Consider the following 16,007-nt stretch of genomic DNA (forward strand, 5'->3'; position numbering starts at 1 on the left):
ATCCCTCAACCACAGCCCTGCAACAAGCACTTGACCTCCATTCAGGTCGCAAACCCGCTCGGCTACTGTGTGGCCCATGCAGGGGGAACCGGAAGACCAATCCAGTCTCGACAGTCTGCGCGGCAGTGGGGCGATGCCGCTCGAATCGGGCGACCCACGGCAGATCGGGGCGTTCAGGCTGCTCGGCGTGCTCGGGTCCGGGGGGATGGGGCGGGTCTATCTCGGCGCCGTGCCCGGGAAGTTCGCGGCGGTGAAGCGGGTCCTTCCCGTGCTCGCCGAGGACGCCGATTTCCTCAGTCACTTCGGGCACGAGCTCGACAACCTGGCCCGGCTGCCCGCCGGGGCCAACACCAGGCTCCTCGCGAGCGACCGCACGGCGAAGCCGCCGTGGTTCGCGACCGAGTTCATCCCCGGCATCACCCTCAACGAGGCCGTCCGGCTCAACGGCGGCCCGCTGTCCGGCGGCGCCCTGTGGCGGCTCCTCCGGGAGGCGGCGGCCGGGCTGCGGGTGGTGCACGGCGCGGACATGGTGCACCGCGACCTCAAGCCGTCCAACGTGATGCTGACCGGCGGCGGCCTCTCGCTCATCGACTTCGGCGTGGCCCGCGCGGCCGACCAGAGCCGGCTGACCAAGACCGGCATGGTCATCGGCACCCCCGCCTACATGGCGCCCGAGCAGGCCGTCGCCGACCGGCAGCTGACCGGTGCCGCCGATGTGTTCGGCCTGGGCAGCCTCCTGCTGTACGCGGCGAACGGGCGGCCTCCGTTCGGTGACGGCTCCGGGCCCGACCTCCTCTACCGGGTCGTCCACGGCGAGCCCGACTTCGGGCGGCTCACGGAAGGCGACCCCCAGCTGGCGGAGCTCGTACGGAAGTGTCTCGCCAAGGATCCGGCGGACCGGCCGACGGCCGACGAGCTCGTCGGGCTCACCGAGGAGCACGCGGCGGGCGCCGTCTGGCCGGCGGCCGTCGCCGAGCGGATCGCCGAGCGGGCGGTCTTCGCCGCCGGGGCGCCCACCGCCGAGCAGCTCGCGGAGCTGGAGCGGGCCGACCCGACGCAGGACGTGGCGACGGCCTCGCTGACCCCGCAGGCCCCCAAGGAGCCCGCGACCGGCGGGCCCGACCCCCTGGCCGTCACGGGGCAGGCCGCTTCCGACCCGCCTCGGTGGCGGCGCAACCGGTTCGTCATGTTCGCCGTGCCCGTCGTCGTCGCGACCGGAACCACCCTGACCGTCGCCCTCGGCCCGTACGAGATCGGCCGGCTCGGCGCGTCCCCGGAGCCGTCGCCGTCCGCGGTGGCCTCGCAGCCCGCTTCCGTACCGTCGGCGAGCGGGACGGGGAAGCCGTCGGCCAGGCCTTCCGCGAAGCCGTCGGCCAAGCCCTCGGGGAAGCCGCCGGCCGGGTCGACGGCCGCACCTCCGCCCCCGGACGCCTCCGCGGGCGGAGGCGGGGGCGCGGGCGGCACCGGCACCCTGCCCGGGGGCTCGGCCTCAGGGGGCGGGGGCGGGTCCGTCACGGGCGGCGGGTCGAGCACCACCACGTCCTCCGGCGGCTCGGGCTCCGGGTCGGGGTCCGGGTCCGGTGCGGGGTCCGGCTCCTCCGGCGGGTCGACGACCCAGCAGCCCGCCCCGCCGCCGGCCACCACCCGGCCCGCGCCCCCGCCCTCCGGCGGCTCGTCGCCCTCGGGGACGTACTCCATCGAGAACGCCTCGAACGGGCAGTGCCTCGCCGAGAGCGACGAGGGCTGGGCCACCCTCGTCAACACCTACGAGTGCGGCTCCCCGCCCACCAACGGCGGCAGCCTCTCGTACTCCTGGACCTACTCCCCCGGGGCGAACGGCACCTTCCGCCTCATCAGCAAGAAGTCCGGGAAGTGCCTGCAGCCCTCCGGCTCCACCGTCGGGCTCTCCCCGTGCAACGGCTCCAGCCTCCAGTCCTGGAAGATCGGCACCTCGACGTCCTCCGGGCGGACGATCAAGAACATGAACGACGGCATGTGCCTGCTGACCGGGCCGCCGTTCGTGATGACGTACACCTGCGACGCCACGAACCGCGCCTACCTCTGGCGGAACATCTCAGCCCTCTGAGCGGGGAGGGCCGAAGACGGGAACGGTGACCTCCCCGTCCGGGCCCTCCGCCCGGAACGCGACCTCCAGCTCCATCCCGATCCGGAGGTCCTCCTCCGCCACGCCCACGACCTCCGTCATCATGCGCGGGCCCTCGGCGAGGTCGACGACGGCCGCGACGTACGGGACGCGGTCGCCGAAGGGCGGGAGGTCGTTCCGGTGGACGACCGACCAGGTGTAGAGGCCGGCGCGGCCGCTCGCCCGCTCCCAGCGGACGTCCTCGCTCCAGCAGTACGGGCAGAACTCGCGCGGGTAGTGGTGGGCGCGGTCGCAGGCGGCGCAGTGGCGCAGCAGCAGGTGCCCTTCGGCGGCGGCGTCCCAGTAGGGGCGGGTGAAGGCGTCGACGTCGGGGAGGTTCGCCGGGGTGGCCGTCATCAGAAGAGTCCGATCGCGGAGTCGAGGGACCAGGTCTGCCAGGACATGGCGAGGAGCGCGACGAGGGAGATCAGCGCCATCATCGCGTTCTGCCCCTGCTCGGCCCAGTCGTGGATCATCAGGACGAGGTAGAGGAGGTTGAGGAGGAGGCCGCCGACGAGGGCGACCGGGGTGAGGAGGCCGGTGACGAGGCCGAGGCCGAGGGCGAGTTCGGCGTAGACGACGACGTACGCCATGAGCTTGGGGCGCGGGGCGACGACGGTGTCGAAGCCGTTCCTCACGGCCGTCCACCGGTGCCTGCCGGCCACGTCCGCCGCCCAGGCGATGCCGGTGCCGCGCTCGAACCAGCCCTTCTTGTCCTTGTGGCGCCAGCTCTCCAGCCACCACAGGCCGAGGCCGATGCGGAGGACGGCGAGCCATTCGGCGCCGGTGAGCCAGACGGTCTGCATGCGGACCCTCCCCGTGAACTGGATCTGACGGTACGTCAGTTCAGCGCAGGGCGACCGGGAGCGCAAGGGGCGGGAGCGCGTGACCGATTCGCAACCGAAATCCCCTCTTGACCGAGACCCACTGCGTGTACACGTCATTACGCTCAGCATTCATGGTCACCACCCCCCGAACACCCTCTCCGCAGGCCGTTCACCCCGTGTACGTCATCGGCGGCGGACCCGGCGGGCTCGCCGTCGCCGCCGCCCTGCGCGCGCGGGGCGTCCGGGCCGTCGTCCTGGAGAAGTCCGACGCCGTCGGCGCCTCCTGGCGCGCGCACTACGACCGGCTGCGGCTGCACACCACCCGGCGGCTCTCCGCCCTCCCCGGCCTGAGGATGCCCCGCTCCTTCGGCCGCTGGGTCGCCCGCGCCGACGTCGTCCGCTACCTGGAGACGTACGCGGAGAAGCACGAGCTGGAGGTCGTCACCGGGGTCGAGGTCCACCGGGTCGAGCGCTCCGGTGCGGACTGGGTCCTGCACGCCACCGGCGGGCGGCTGCTCACCGGGCGCGCGGTCGTGGTGGCCACCGGGTACAACCACACCCCGCACCTGCCCGAGTGGCCCGGCCTCGACGCGTACGGCGACCGGCTCGTGCACGCGCGCGCGTACCGCGCCCCGGGGCCGTACGAGGGGAAGGACGTCCTCGTCGTGGGCGCCGGCAACACCGGCGCCGAGATAGCCGCCGACCTCGCCGGGGGCGGGGCGGCCCGGGTGCGGCTCGCGGTGCGGACCGTCCCGCACATCGTGCGCCGCACGACCCTCGGCTGGCCCGCCCAGCGCTCCGGCATCCTGGTGCGACGACTGCCGGTGGCCCTGGTCGACCGGATGGGCGCGCTGCTCGCCCGGTTCGCCGCGCCGGACCTCGCGGCGCACGGACTGCCCCGGCCGGACAAGGGCCTCGCCACCCGGCAGCGGGAGGGCGCGATCCCGGTGCAGGACGTCGGCCTGATCGACGCCGTGCGCGCCGGGAAGGTCGAGATCGTCGCCGCCGTGGAGGGCTTCGAGGACGGCGAGGTGGTCCTCGCGGACGGCAGCCGGATCGCCCCGGACGCGGTGATCGCGGCGACCGGATACCGGCGCGCCCTGGAGCCGCTCCTCGGGCACCTGGACGTCCTCGACGGGCGCGGGCTGCCGGTGGCGCACGGGGCGCGCAGCCCGCGCGAGGCGCCCGGGCTGTACTTCACGGGCTTCACGAACCCGATCAGCGGGATGTTCCGGGAGCTGGCGAGGGACGCGGAGCGGATCGCGCGCCGCATCGCGCGGACCCGTGGCACGGCGACCAAGAGCTGACCGGGAGCCGACGTGACGGTGCCCCGCCCCCCCCGGGGGAGCGGGGGCGGGGCACCTGCCGGCCCTGAGGGGGACGGGATCAGAACGCGGGCCGGGCCAGAAGGAGCTGAGGCCGTTCCAGCTCCAGCCGACCTTCACGCGGGCCTTGAGGGTGCCGGTGCCGGTGCCGTCGTAGCGCCAGAGCGTGCCCGCGCCGTCCACGGCGAGGACGTCGGCGCGGCCGTCGCCGGTGTAGTCGTGGCGGAAGACGCCGTGGGGGGTCCAGCCGCGCGGCGGGGCCCAGGAGACGTCGTGGACGCTGGTGCCGGGGGCCGGGAGGAGCTCGGGCGTGCTGCCGGGCGCGGTCGCGCTCACGACGTAGAGCTGCGAATGGTCCTTCTGTTCGGTGTACGCGAGCTGGGAGCCGTCCGGGGACCAGTCGAGGGAGCCGGCGTTCACGGACTCGGACAGGGTGCGCTCGCCGCCGCCGTCCCGGACGCGGATGGAGCGGGTCAAGTGGCACCCCATTTCGGTTGTCGTCGGACGTTTCACGCATGTCGCCCGAGGGGTGAGACCGCCCTCGCCGTCGAAGGGTTGTACGCCGTCGGAGAACCCGTTCCACGACGGTCCTCGGGCCGCCGGAGAGTACGTCCCCGCACACCCATTCCTGACTGGCCGTCAGTTCTGTAATCTGACTAGCCGTCAGGTGTATACGGATGGGTGAAGGGCGGCGGAACATGCTTGGATCGACTCACGGCACCTTCACCACCGATCTCCGCGCCCGCGTGGTCGCCTGCGGCGAGGCGCCCCCGGTCGTCGTGCACGGCGTCACCGTCGCCCCCGGCGACCTGGACGTCAGCGGCCGGCCGCTGCACGCGCCCGTCCCCGACCTCGACCGGTTCTTCCGGCCCGAGTCCGTCGCGGTCGTCGGCGCCTCCGACGCCGAGGGCCGGCCCAACACCGGCATCACCCGGCAGCTGCTCGCCTGGGCCGAGCGGGTCGGCGCCCGGCTCGTGCCCGTGCACCCGACCCGTACGAGCGTGTTCGGGATCGACTGCGTGCCCTCCGTCCGCGCGCTCGCCGAACCCGTCGACCTCGCCGTCCTCCTCGTCGCCGACCCGCTGCCCGTCATCGAGGAGCTCGCCGAGACCAAGGTGAGGTTCGCGGTCGCCTTCGCCTCCGGCTTCGCCGAGACCGGGGAGGCCGGCGCCGCCGCGCAGGAACGCCTCGCCGCCGCCGTGCGCCGCTCCGGGCTCCGCCTCCTCGGCCCCAACACCAACCTCAACGCCTTCGAGCGCTTCCGCGACGACCTCGAAGGCCCCGCCGTCGCCCTCATCACCCAGTCCGGCCACCAGGGGCGGCCCGTCTTCACCCTCCAGGAGCTCGGCGTCCGCCTCTCCCACTGGGCACCCACCGGCAACGAGGCCGACCTGGAGACCGCCGACTTCCTCTCGTACTTCGCCGGACGCCCCGAGGTCGGGGCCATCGCCTGCTACGTCGAGGGGCTCAAGGACGGCCGCTCCTTCCTCCTCGCCGCCGACCGGGCCGCGCGCCAGGGCGTCCCCGTCGTCGCCGTGAAGGTCGGGCGCACCGAGACCGGCGCCCGCACCGCCGCCTCCCACACCGGCAAGCTCACCGGCGCCGACCGGGTCGTCGACGCGGCCATGCGGCAGTACGGGGTGATCCGCGTCGACGGCCTCGACCAGCTCCAGGACACCTCCGCCCTCCTCGCCCGGGCGCGCCGGCCGCTCGCCGACGGCGTCGTCGTCTACTCCATCTCCGGCGGCACGGGAGCCCACTTCGCCGACCTGGCCACGGCCGCGGGACTCGAACTCCCCACGCTCCACCAGGCCAAGCAGGACGAACTGCACCAGTGGATCCCGGAGTACCTGAACGTCGCCAACCCCGTCGACAACGGCGGTCACCCGGTGGGCGACTGGCGCGGCCGGAAGATCATCGACGCGATCCTCGCCGACCCGTCGGTCGGGGTGCTGATCTGTCCCATCACCGGCCCCTTCCCCCCGATGAGCGACAAGCTCGCCCAGGACCTCGTCGACGCGGCCGAGGCCACGGACAAGCTGGTGTGCGTGGTCTGGGGCTCGCCGGTCGGCACGGAGGAGGCGTACCGCACGACCCTCCTCGGCTCCTCGCGCGTCGCCACCTTCCGCACCTTCGCCAACTGCATCGGGGCCGTGAAGGCCTACCTCGACCACCACCGCTTCACCGCCGCCTACCGCTCCCCCTTCGACGAGGCCCCCCGCACCCCCTCCCCGTCCCTCCGCAAGGCCCAGGCCCTCATGCGGCCCGGCCGGCGGCTCAGCGAGCACGCGGCGAAGCAGCTGCTCCGGGCCTACGGGATACGGGTGCCGCGCGAGCAGCTCGTCACCAGCGCGGCGGCGGCCGTCCGGGCCGCCGGGCTCGTCGGCTACCCGGTCGTGATGAAGGCCTCGGGCGCGCAGCTCGCCCACAAGACGGAACTGGGCCTGGTGAAGGTGGGCCTGACCTCGGCCAGCCAGGTCAGGGACACGTACCGCGAGCTCACCGACATCGCCCGCTTCGAGGAGATCGACCTCGACGGCGTCCTCGTCTGCCAGATGGTCGGGCGCGGGGTCGAGATGGTGGTGGGCGTGACCCACGACGCGCTCTTCGGCCCGACGGTCACGGTGGGCCTCGGCGGGGTCCTGGTGGAGGTCCTGAACGACACCGCCGTCCGCGTCCCGCCCTTCGGGGAGCGCGAAGCCCGCTCGATGCTCGACGAACTGCGCGGCCGGCCCCTGCTCGACGGCGTGCGGGGCGCACCGCCGGCCGACGTCGACGCGCTCGTCGAGGTCGTGCTCCGCGTCCAGCGGATGGCCCTCGAACTCGACGGCGACCTCGCCGAACTGGACATCAACCCGCTGATGGTGCTGCCGCGCGGGCAGGGGGCGGTGGCCCTGGACGCGCTGGCGGTCTGCCGCTGAGGAGCTCCCCATGACCGACGTACTCCACACCGTCGAGAACGGCGTCTCGTGGATCACGCTCAACCGCCCCGAGGCGATGAACGCGCTCACCTGGGACCAGCGGGAACGGATCATCGCCCTGCTGGCCGAGGCCTCCGCCGCCCCGGACGTGCGCTGCGTGGTGGTGACGGCCACCGGGCGCGGCTTCTGCGCGGGCGCGGACCTGCGGGGCGCGCCGTCGGCCTCCGGCGAGCGGGTGGCGGGGGACGTGGCGCGGATGATCCGGCAGGGCGCCCAGCGGTTCATCGCCGCGGTCATGGACTGCGAGAAACCGGTGATCGCGGCGGTGAACGGCACGGCGGCGGGGATCGGGGCGCACCTCGCGTTCGCCTGCGACCTGGTGCTCGCGGCGGAGTCGGCGCGGTTCATCGAGGTGTTCGTACGGCGGGGGCTGGTGCCGGACGGGGGCGGGGCGTACCTCCTGCCCCGGCTGATCGGGCCGCAGCGGACGAAGGAGCTGATGTTCTTCGGCGACGCGGTGCCGGCGGCGGAGGCGCACGCCATGGGCCTGGTGAACCGGGTGGTCCCTTCCGAGGCGCTGGAGAAGACGGCCCGGGAATGGGCCGAACGCCTCGCGCAGGGCCCGACCCGCGCCCTCGCCCTCACCAAGCAGCTGGTGAACGCGTCCCTGGACGTGGACCGTTCGGTCGCGTTCACGGCGGAGGCCACGGCGCAGGAGCTCAACATGACGACGAGGGACGCGCAGGAGGGCGTGGCGAGCTTCGTGGAGCGGCGGGAGGCGCGGTACGAGGGGAAATAGTCGCGCGACGGTGTCCGGGGCGGCCCGTAGGGTGTGACGCGTCTATGCCATACACCGCTCCGGGGGGAACGGAAACATGCCGAACTTCGCGCGTTCTCGCGTGAGATCCAGACGATCCGCGAGAACGCTGCTGCTGGTACCTGCCCTGCTGGCGGCCCTGGTGGGGCCGATGCTCCCGACCGGTACGGCGGTGGCGGCGACACCCGCGCCGGCCGTATCGGCGTCGGCCGTATCACCGTCGACCACTTCGCCGTCGGGCCCGGTCGCCGAGGCTCCGGACGAGCCCACGCCCGACCCGACGGCGACCACCGAGCCGACGCCAGACCCGTGGGCGACCACCGAGCCGACGCCCGACCCGACGGCGACCACCGACCCGACGCCGGACCCGACGCCGACCGCGGCCCCCTGTCCCGCGCTGCCGCTCGCGCCGCTCGGCGACCCGGGCGCCACGAGTGACGCGGTCAAGCAGGTCGACATCGAGTCGAAGGCCACCGCCTGCTTCACCGTCACCGTCGACAAGCCCGGCACGCACCGCATCCTCGTCGACGGCAGCTACGACACCTACCCGGAGCTCTACGCGGGCGAAGACCGGGTCGCGTGCCAGGACTGGGTCTACAAGGACGCCTGGTGCGACCTGGCCGTCGGCCAGTACACGCTCAAGCTCACCAACAACCACTGGTCGGCCGCCAGAAACAGGGTCGCCCTCGTCCCGCTGATGGCGACCGCCCAGGGCGACTGCCCCGCCGTCCCCGGCACCGGGTACGACACGGCCCCCGCGACCGGCACGGGCGCCGGACCGATGGGCGTCGTCTGCCACTCCTTCACCGCCGCCCCGGGCGAGCGGATCACGCAGGAACTCCGGCGCGTCGCCTACGGCGACGCCTCCGCGTGGATCTCGGACGCCACCGGCAAACGCCTGTGCACGGGGTACAACCAGGACGGCTCCGAGGGCTGCGTCCTGCCCGAGGGCACCGGCGGCTACCGCGTCTACGGGGTCGTCGCCGACCAGGAGGACGGCACCCGGGCCCTGTACACCCTGAAGGTCCGCCGCCTCTCCGCCCCGGCGGGCTGCGCCACCGTCGCCCCGGCCGTCTACGGCACCGCGCCGGACCGGTCCGGTCCCGCGACCGGCTGCAAGACCATCACGCCCACCGTGTCCGGCGCCTACGACGTGCGTTCCGTGGACGAGCAGGGCAACCGCGCCAACGTCTCCATGTACCTGAACGACGGCACCTACGCCTGCCGGGGCTACGACGCCTCCTGCAGGCTGACGGCGGGCACGACGTACACCGTCCTCACCGACGACGCCGTCCAGGCCTTCGGCCGTACCTCCACCGAGGGCTGCGTGGACGGGGTCGAGCTCGCCACGACGTACCGGGGCACGTTCTCCGCGCCCGGTGAGGTCGACTGCCTGAACCTGCCGCTGCCGCAGGGCGCACACCTCGCCGTCCTGACCGACCGCACCGCCGACATCGCGGTGTACGACGCGACCGGCCTCGAACAGTGCCTCTACGCCACGAACCTCTGGGACGCCACCTGCGTGCTCGGCGGCACCGCCCCCTACCGGGCGGTCGTCACCGACAAGGACGTGTACGAGGGCGGCGACGGCTACGGTCTCGTCGTCCACCGGACCGACGCGCCCTCCGTCTGCCGGACCTTCACCGCCGCCGACTTCGGCGCGGCCCCGGCCCGGTCGGTCGTGAAGACCGGTGACGGCGTCTTCGCCGACTGCCTGACGATCCCCGCCGACGACCACTCCGCCAAGGAGCTGATCCGCATCGCGGAGGGCGCCGGCGGCTCGCCCGCCGAGGCCGTCGTCGTGGACGCGGACGGCAAGGTCAGGTGCGAGATCCGCACCTACTACGGCTCCTTCTCGGGATGCGTCCTGACCCCGGGCCTCGCCCACACGGTCCTCGTCCAGGGCCGTGACATGCCGGCCGAGACGCTGCTGACCCGCCTCGACATCACGGCCACGGCGCGCGGCTGCGTCGCCACCGCCGCGGTGGCCGTCGGCGGTCCGTCGACCGGTGGTGTCCCGGCCGCGCCCGGCGACTTCGTGTGCCGGCGGGTGACCACGACCGCGGCCGGGGACACTCTGCACCTCAACGTGCGCGACGCCCAGGGCGTCGTGCGGCTCATGGCCTTCGACGCGGCCGGCGACGGCGTCTGCGACTACTTCGCCCGGGGCTGTGCCGCCACCGGCTCGACGGCGTACCAGGTGCTCCTCCAGGTCCCGGACGGCGACACCGCACCCGCCGGCTACCGCCTCGACGCCCTGCGCATCGCCACCCCGGCCGGGCCCGCGCCCGAGTGCGTCCAGGTCCCGAACGTCAGCTACGGCTTCGGCCCGCTCGTCGGCACCCTGACCGAGCAGAAGACCGCACTCTGCGCGGCGGTCCCGTCGTCGTCGGGCGACCACTTCGGCCTGAGGTTCACGCCGGCGGGGACCTTCGCGCAGCAGCCGACCCCGTGGCTGTACGACCGGACGACGCAGAAGAACGGCTGCTTCGGGTCGTACTCCAGCGAGGGCCAGAACTACGAGTGCACCCTGCCGAACGCCTACCCCAAGGTGGCCCGGCCGAGCATCATGGTCATCGGCCTTCCGGAGACGCCGACGGCGGCGTCCACGGCGGTGAACGCCGGCATCACCTGCGCCCAGTACCTGTGCGGCACCGACGAGCGCTCCGTCGGCACCGTCGGCCCGGCCACGGTCGGCCGGGGGAAGATCTCGATGACCGTCACCGGCTCGGCGCTGCCCGACTCCGCCAAGGTCGTCCTGACGAACGGGTCCTTCCGGGCCGAGTCCACCACCCTCTCCGTCGCGCCGGACCGGCGCAGCATGACGGTGGCCCTCGACCTGACGAACGCGCCGCTCGGCGTGCTGAACGCCAGCGTGTACGCGTTCGGCGCGCAGTACATGAAGCCGTCGGTGACCGTCGTCGCCGCCCTCCGCAACAGCGCCGCCCCGGCTGTCTCCGGCACGGCGGTCGTCGGCGGGACGGTGACGGCGAAGCCCGGGTCGTGGTCGCTGCCGGTGGACTCGCTCGCGTACCAGTGGCGCGCGAACGGCGTCGCCGTCGCCGGGGCCACCGGCTCCACGTACGCCCTGCCGTCGACGCTGTTCGGCAAGCAGCTGTCCGTGGCCGTGACCGCGCGGAAGGCGGGGCATCCCGTCGTCACCGCGGTGAGCGCCGCCGCGGTCGTGAAGGGCGTCGCGCCCAAGCCGGCCACGGTGCCGCGCATCTCCGGGACCGTACGGGTCGGGTCGAAGGTGACGGCGGTCGTCGGGACGTGGTCGCCGACGCCGACCTCGTACGCCTACCAGTGGCGGGCGAACGGCGTCGCGATCTCCGGCGCGACTTCCTCCTCGTACGTGCCCGCCGCCGCCGTCCTCGGCAAGAAGCTCACGGTGACCGTGACGGCGCTGCGGACCGGGCACCTGAGCGGGGCGTACACCACGGCGGGGTACACGGTGGCCGTCGGTCTCGCCCCGAGGGCGACGGTCGCGCCGTACGTCACGGGCACGGTCCGGGTCGGGCGGACGCTCAGCCTGAACCGGGGCACGTGGACGCCGGCGCCGACCTCGTACGCGTACCAGTGGTACGCGAACGGGCGGGCGATCAGCGGGGCGACGCGGACGACGTTCACGCCGACGTCGGCGCAGCGCGGGCTGAGGATCACCGTCCGGGTGACGGCGCTGCGGACCGGGCACACGTCCGGTGTCGCCTGGACCCGGTCGACGGTGGCGGTCGCGGGCTGACCTGAGCCGATGGCCGTCATCCCCTCCGAAGGGTTCACATCTGACGAACCGTCAGCTTCAATGGATGGTGTGATGGGACACGCGGGGATGGCGGCCACCGTCGTCCGACACCTGAGAGCGGCCGGTTCGCCGACGGCCGTGGAACCACTGCCCCGGCCGGCCCTGCGCGCGGTACGGGAGGACGAGCGCCCGCCCGTCGACCCGGCCGAATTCCGCCGGGTCCTGGGCCACTTCGCGAGCGGGGTGACGATCGTGACGGCCCTCGACGCCGACGGGCCGACCGGCTTCGCCTGCCAGTCCTTCGCCTCGCTCTCCCTCGACCCGCCCCTCGTGGCCTTCATGGTCGCCCGGACGTCGACCACCTGGCCCCGGATCGCGGCGGCCGGAACCTTCTGCGTCAACGTCCTCGGCGCCGGGCAGGGCGAACTGTGCCGGTCCTTCGCGGTGAGCGGCGCGGACAAGTTCGCGGGCGTGGAGTGGGAGGCGGCCCCCGCCACCGGCTCCCCACGCCTCGCCGGCGCGCCCGCCTGGATCGACTGCACGATCACCACGGTCCACACGGGCGGGGACCATCTGATCGTGGTGGGACGGGTGGAGAGCCTGGACGCGACGGGGGACGGGGACCCGCTGCTCTTCCACCGGGGGCGGTTCGGCCGCTTCAGCGCGTAGGGGCGGGCCGCACCTACGACACCCCGCCGCGGGCGCGCGCCGGCCGGGGCGGTGCCCGCCCCTCGCGCCCCCGTTGTGGGCAATCGTTCCGCCGGGACGGTGGCCGCCCTCCCCGCCCGTGTGGGCAATCGTCCCGCTGGGGCGGGACGGGTGGGCACACGGGACGGCGCGCTCAGCGGCGCCTCCGCGTTCCGCGCCTGGCCCCGCACCGACAGTGGCGGCGCGCAACGTGGTGCAGGTTCAGGCGCGGGAGCCTAGGCCCGGCAAGGGGCGCCGTCCGTTGTGCCCACCCGTTCCGCCCCAGCGGAACGATTGCCCACAACGGGGGTGGGCGGGCGGGGGCACAGCCCCGCCGGGTGCGCGGTCGGTCAGGGTTCGATGGCGCCCGTGTGGAGTCCGATCCCGCCCAGCAGGAAGACCGTCAGGACGGCGAGCGTGCCCCACAGGAGCAGTGTGACGAAGTAGCCCTTCCGGGCGGGTCGGGTGAGGAGGGCCGCCGCGGCGACGCAGACCGCCCCCACGAGCCACCCCTCCCAGCCCCAGAGCGGCAGCAGCAGGGCTCCGGCGGCGGCCGACAGGAGCAGTTGCCACCAGAGGGGGCGGCCTCCGGCCCAGCGCGCCAGGTCCTCGCCGAGCAGTACCGTCGGCAGCACGATCACCGCGGAGACCCCGGCGGCGGCCAGCAGCCCCAGGAGCGACACGAGCGGAAGTGCCAGCAGCGTCAGGGCGCTGACGCGCTCCTCGCCCGGCTCCGGCTGCCCGGTGTCGCCGAACAGCACCCCCAGGACCAGGGCCAGCGCCGCTTCCAGGAACAGCGCGAGGATCGAGACCCTCAGCATCCGGGCGAAGCCCCGCGCACCCTCGTCAGGACCGCTCATCGGCGATCACCCCCTGGGGATCATCATGCTCCTGCCAGGAGCGCCGGCTCCGTCCGGGGGCGGCTGATGACCAGGGCCATCAGCGCCGCCGCCGCGCACAGCGCGCCCGAGGCGTACCAGACGACGTCGTACGTGCCGAAGACGTCGCGGGCCACGCCGCCCGCGAAGGCGACGGCTGCCGCGCCGACCTGGTGGGAGGCGAGGACCCAGCCGAAGACGATCGCCGAGTCCTCGCCGTAGTGCTCACGGCACAGCGCGATGGTCGGCGGGACGGTGGCGACCCAGTCGAGGCCGTAGAAGACGATGAAGAAGAGCATCGGCGGGTGCACGGACGGGGCCAGGAGCATCGGGAGGAACAGGAGCGAGATGCCTCGGAGGGCGTAGTAGACCGCCAGCAGGCGCCGCGCGGAGAAGCGGTCGGTGAACCAGCCTGAGGCGACCGTGCCGACGACGTCGAAGACTCCGATCACGGCGAGCAGTCCGGCCGCCGCCGTCACGGGCATGCCGTGGTCGTGGGCGGCGGGCACGAAGTGGGTCTTGACGAGGCCGTTCGTCGAGGCGCCGCAGATCGCGAAGGAGCCGGCGAGGAGCCAGAACGGGCCGGTGCGGGCCGTCTTGAGGAGGACGGCGATCGCGCGGCGGGCCGCGCCCGGGACGGGGGCGGGCTTGTCGGCGTACTCCCCGCCGTACGGGGCGAGCCGGACGTCCGCCGGGTGGTCGCGGAGCAGCAGCCAGACGAAGGGGACGACGGCGAGGGCCGCGAGGGCCACCGTCACCGCGGCCGGACGCCAGCCGTGGTGTTCGACCAGCCAGCTCAGCAGCGGCAGGAAGATCAGTTGGCCCGAGGCGCCCGCAGCCGTGAGGATGCCCGTCACCAGTCCCCGCCGTGCGACGAACCAGCGGTTGGTGACCGTCGCGGCGAAGGCGAGGGCCATGGAGCCGCTGCCGAGGCCGACGAGGACGCCCCAGTAGAGGACCAGTTGCCAGGCCGCCGTCATCCAGACGGTGAGCAGCGAGCCGACGGAGATGATCGTCAGGGCGACGGCCACGACCCTGCGGGTGCCGAAGCGGTCCATCAGCGCGGCGGCGAACGGCGCCGTCAGGCCGTAGAGGGCGAGGTTCACCGAGACGGCGAAGCCGATGGTGCCCCGCGACCAGTGGAACTCCTCGTGCAGCGGCTCGATCAGGAGGCCCGGCAGGGAGGCGAAGGCCGCGGCGCCGATGATCGTGACGAAGGTGACCGCCGCGACGAACCAGGCGCGGTGGATGCGGGGGGTACGGAGGGGCCGGCCGGCCGGTGTGCGGGCGGACGTCTCGGTTGTCTGGGCCATGCCACCGAGCATCCCGAACCGAACCGGGCCCCCACCATTGGCCCGAATGACAGGTTTCCAAAGGATCGGGACATGCACCTTCACACGCGCGGCAGCGTCCTGATCGGGCGCACCACCAGCAGCGCCGCCACCACGAGCACCGCGATCCCCGCCCCCGTGAGCAGCACCTCCTCCGTGCCGACCGCCGCCGCCACCGGCCCCGACAGGGTGCGGCCGACGCCCATCATCAGGAGCGAGCCGGCCACGTCGTACGCGTGCATCCGGTTCAGGGCCTCCTGCGGAACGTGCGTCTGGACCGAGGTGGACCACATGACCAGCCAGAAGGCGAAGGCCGCCCCGCCGACGAACTGGCCCGCGCCGAGCAGCGCCACGGGCGCGCCGAGGCCGAGCAGGGCGAGGTTCACGGGGAGGCCGACGAGCGCCACCGCGCCCGCCGCGAGGGGACGGCGGGGACGCAGCCGGATCGCGAGGAGGCCGCCGACGGCGCTGCCGGCGCCGTTGACGGCCATGAGCACGCCGTACGCGGCCGAGCCGTGCTCCTCGGTGACGAGGCTCGCGGTGAGCGGGACCATGGGTCCGGCGACGGTCAGTCCGTACACCGTCCAGATGGAGATGACGCCCCAGAGCCAGCTGCGGGCGCGGAACTCCCGCCAGCCTCCGACGAGTTCGGCGCCGAGGGAGTCGCGCCGGGCGGTGTCGGAGGGGATCGGGGCGAGGCGCATCAGCAGGAAGCAGACGGCGCTCACCGCGAACGTGACGCCGTTGACGGCGAAGGCCGCGCCCGCGTTCCACACGGCGACGAGCAGACCGGCGGCGGCCGGCCCCGCCATGGTCATGAGGGCTTCGACGACCCGCAGGACGGCGTTGGCGCGCTGCACGTCGGGGGCGATGCGGGGGATGGTGGAGGCGACGCCCGGCTGGAAGAGGGCGGCGCCGACGCCGCTGAGGACGGAGAGGGCGTAGACCGCCCAGAGCGGCGGGCCGCCGAGCGTGAAGGAGACGGCGAGGACGGCGGCGCCGGGCAGCCGCAGGAGGTCGGCGAGGATCATCATCCGGCGGGCGGTGAAGCGGTCGGCGAGGACGCCGCCGAAGAGCACGAAGAGCGCGAAGGCGGCGGTCCAGCCGCCCAGCGCGTAGCCGACGGTGGAGCCGGGGTGGCCGGCGCCGAGGAGCCCGGCGGCGAAGGCGACCGGGACCATGCCCTCGCCGAAGACGGCGACGCCACGGGCGACGAAGAAGAGCCGGAAGTTACGGTTCCACAGCGCGGGCGGCACGACCGGGGCGGGAATCCGCCCGGTGGCCTCAGACTTGTACGTGTTGTCCGTCACGGACACGTACTCGTACCAGCCCTATG

The 16,007-nt window shown here is 73.8% G+C and carries 11 protein-coding genes; 6 read left to right on the plus strand and 5 right to left on the minus strand.

What is annotated here, in order from left to right:
• The first annotated feature begins 133 nt into the window (after positions 1-133).
• Positions 134-2,086 carry a serine/threonine-protein kinase gene (locus BLW86_RS15875; RefSeq protein ID WP_093874646.1) on the plus strand — a complete coding sequence of 651 codons (1,953 nt, stop codon included), beginning with the start codon at positions 134-136 and terminating at the stop codon, positions 2,084-2,086.
• Here the strand turns inward: BLW86_RS15875 and BLW86_RS15880 are convergent.
• Both BLW86_RS15880 and BLW86_RS15885 read right to left on the minus strand, forming a co-directional pair.
• A complete protein-coding gene (locus BLW86_RS15880) occupies positions 2,075-2,500 on the minus strand; it encodes a Zn-ribbon domain-containing OB-fold protein (RefSeq protein WP_093874647.1) in 426 nt (141 codons plus the stop codon). The two genes, BLW86_RS15875 and BLW86_RS15880, sit on opposite strands and share 12 nt — an antisense overlap.
• Complete coding sequence (locus BLW86_RS15885) at positions 2,500-2,949, minus strand: DoxX family membrane protein (protein WP_093874648.1); 450 nt, start codon at positions 2,947-2,949, stop codon at positions 2,500-2,502. Before BLW86_RS15885 ends, BLW86_RS15880 begins: the two co-directional genes overlap by 1 nt.
• 152 nt (positions 2,950-3,101) lie before the next feature.
• On the opposite strand from BLW86_RS15885, the gene BLW86_RS15890 reads away from it, so the two are divergent.
• The 5 genes from BLW86_RS15890 to BLW86_RS15915 all read left to right on the plus strand — a co-directional run bounded on the left by BLW86_RS15890 (position 3,102) and on the right by BLW86_RS15915 (position 12,444).
• Positions 3,102-4,277: a flavin-containing monooxygenase gene (locus BLW86_RS15890; protein ID WP_093874649.1), complete on the plus strand. Its 1,176-nt coding sequence runs from the start codon at positions 3,102-3,104 to the stop codon at positions 4,275-4,277.
• Positions 4,278-4,993: 716 nt separating this feature from the next.
• Positions 4,994-7,216, plus strand: coding sequence for an acetate--CoA ligase family protein (locus BLW86_RS15895; RefSeq protein WP_093878682.1), 2,223 nt, complete (start codon positions 4,994-4,996; stop codon positions 7,214-7,216).
• Between the two features lie 10 nt (positions 7,217-7,226).
• Positions 7,227-8,015: an enoyl-CoA hydratase/isomerase family protein gene (locus tag BLW86_RS15900; protein ID WP_093874650.1), complete on the plus strand. Its 789-nt coding sequence runs from the start codon at positions 7,227-7,229 to the stop codon at positions 8,013-8,015.
• 100 nt (positions 8,016-8,115) lie between these two features.
• Complete coding sequence (locus BLW86_RS42005) at positions 8,116-11,775, plus strand: hypothetical protein (protein ID WP_177181661.1); 3,660 nt, start codon at positions 8,116-8,118, stop codon at positions 11,773-11,775.
• 87 nt (positions 11,776-11,862) lie between these two features.
• Positions 11,863-12,444, plus strand: a complete 582-nt coding sequence (locus tag BLW86_RS15915) for a flavin reductase family protein (RefSeq protein WP_093878683.1) — start codon at positions 11,863-11,865, stop codon at positions 12,442-12,444.
• 368 nt (positions 12,445-12,812) lie between these two features.
• Here the strand turns inward: BLW86_RS15915 and BLW86_RS15920 are convergent, their stop codons facing one another.
• The 3 genes from BLW86_RS15920 to BLW86_RS15930 all read right to left on the minus strand — a co-directional run bounded on the left by BLW86_RS15920 (position 12,813) and on the right by BLW86_RS15930 (position 15,987).
• The gene (locus BLW86_RS15920; RefSeq protein WP_093874651.1) at positions 12,813-13,322 is read right to left on the minus strand and encodes a hypothetical protein; all 510 of its coding nucleotides are present in this window, start codon (positions 13,320-13,322) and stop codon (positions 12,813-12,815) included.
• Positions 13,323-13,345: 23 nt separating this feature from the next.
• Complete coding sequence (locus tag BLW86_RS15925) at positions 13,346-14,653, minus strand: MFS transporter (protein ID WP_093874652.1); 1,308 nt, start codon at positions 14,651-14,653, stop codon at positions 13,346-13,348.
• 80 nt (positions 14,654-14,733) lie between these two features.
• Positions 14,734-15,987: an MFS transporter gene (locus tag BLW86_RS15930; protein WP_093874653.1), complete on the minus strand. Its 1,254-nt coding sequence runs from the start codon at positions 15,985-15,987 to the stop codon at positions 14,734-14,736.
• Between the last annotated feature and the right edge of the window lie 20 nt (positions 15,988-16,007).

Source organism: Streptomyces sp. TLI_105, from assembly GCF_900105415.1.
Taxonomy (GTDB): domain Bacteria; phylum Actinomycetota; class Actinomycetes; order Streptomycetales; family Streptomycetaceae; genus Streptomyces.

Excerpts from the sequence above, each read along its gene's own strand:
- BLW86_RS15920 (WP_093874651.1), bottom strand. The coding sequence starts at position 13,322 with ATGAGCGGTCCTGACGAGGGTGCGCGGGGCTTCGCCCGGATGCTGAGG.
- BLW86_RS15915 (WP_093878683.1), top strand. The coding sequence starts at position 11,863 with ATGGCGGCCACCGTCGTCCGACACCTGAGAGCGGCCGGTTCGCCGACG.
- BLW86_RS15890 (WP_093874649.1), top strand. The coding sequence starts at position 3,102 with ATGGTCACCACCCCCCGAACACCCTCTCCGCAGGCCGTTCACCCCGTG.
- BLW86_RS15895 (WP_093878682.1), top strand. The coding sequence starts at position 4,994 with ATGCTTGGATCGACTCACGGCACCTTCACCACCGATCTCCGCGCCCGC.
- BLW86_RS15900 (WP_093874650.1), top strand. The coding sequence starts at position 7,227 with ATGACCGACGTACTCCACACCGTCGAGAACGGCGTCTCGTGGATCACG.
- BLW86_RS15925 (WP_093874652.1), bottom strand. The coding sequence starts at position 14,653 with ATGGCCCAGACAACCGAGACGTCCGCCCGCACACCGGCCGGCCGGCCC.
- BLW86_RS15875 (WP_093874646.1), top strand. The coding sequence starts at position 134 with ATGCCGCTCGAATCGGGCGACCCACGGCAGATCGGGGCGTTCAGGCTG.
- BLW86_RS15885 (WP_093874648.1), bottom strand. The coding sequence starts at position 2,949 with ATGCAGACCGTCTGGCTCACCGGCGCCGAATGGCTCGCCGTCCTCCGC.
- BLW86_RS15880 (WP_093874647.1), bottom strand. The coding sequence starts at position 2,500 with ATGACGGCCACCCCGGCGAACCTCCCCGACGTCGACGCCTTCACCCGC.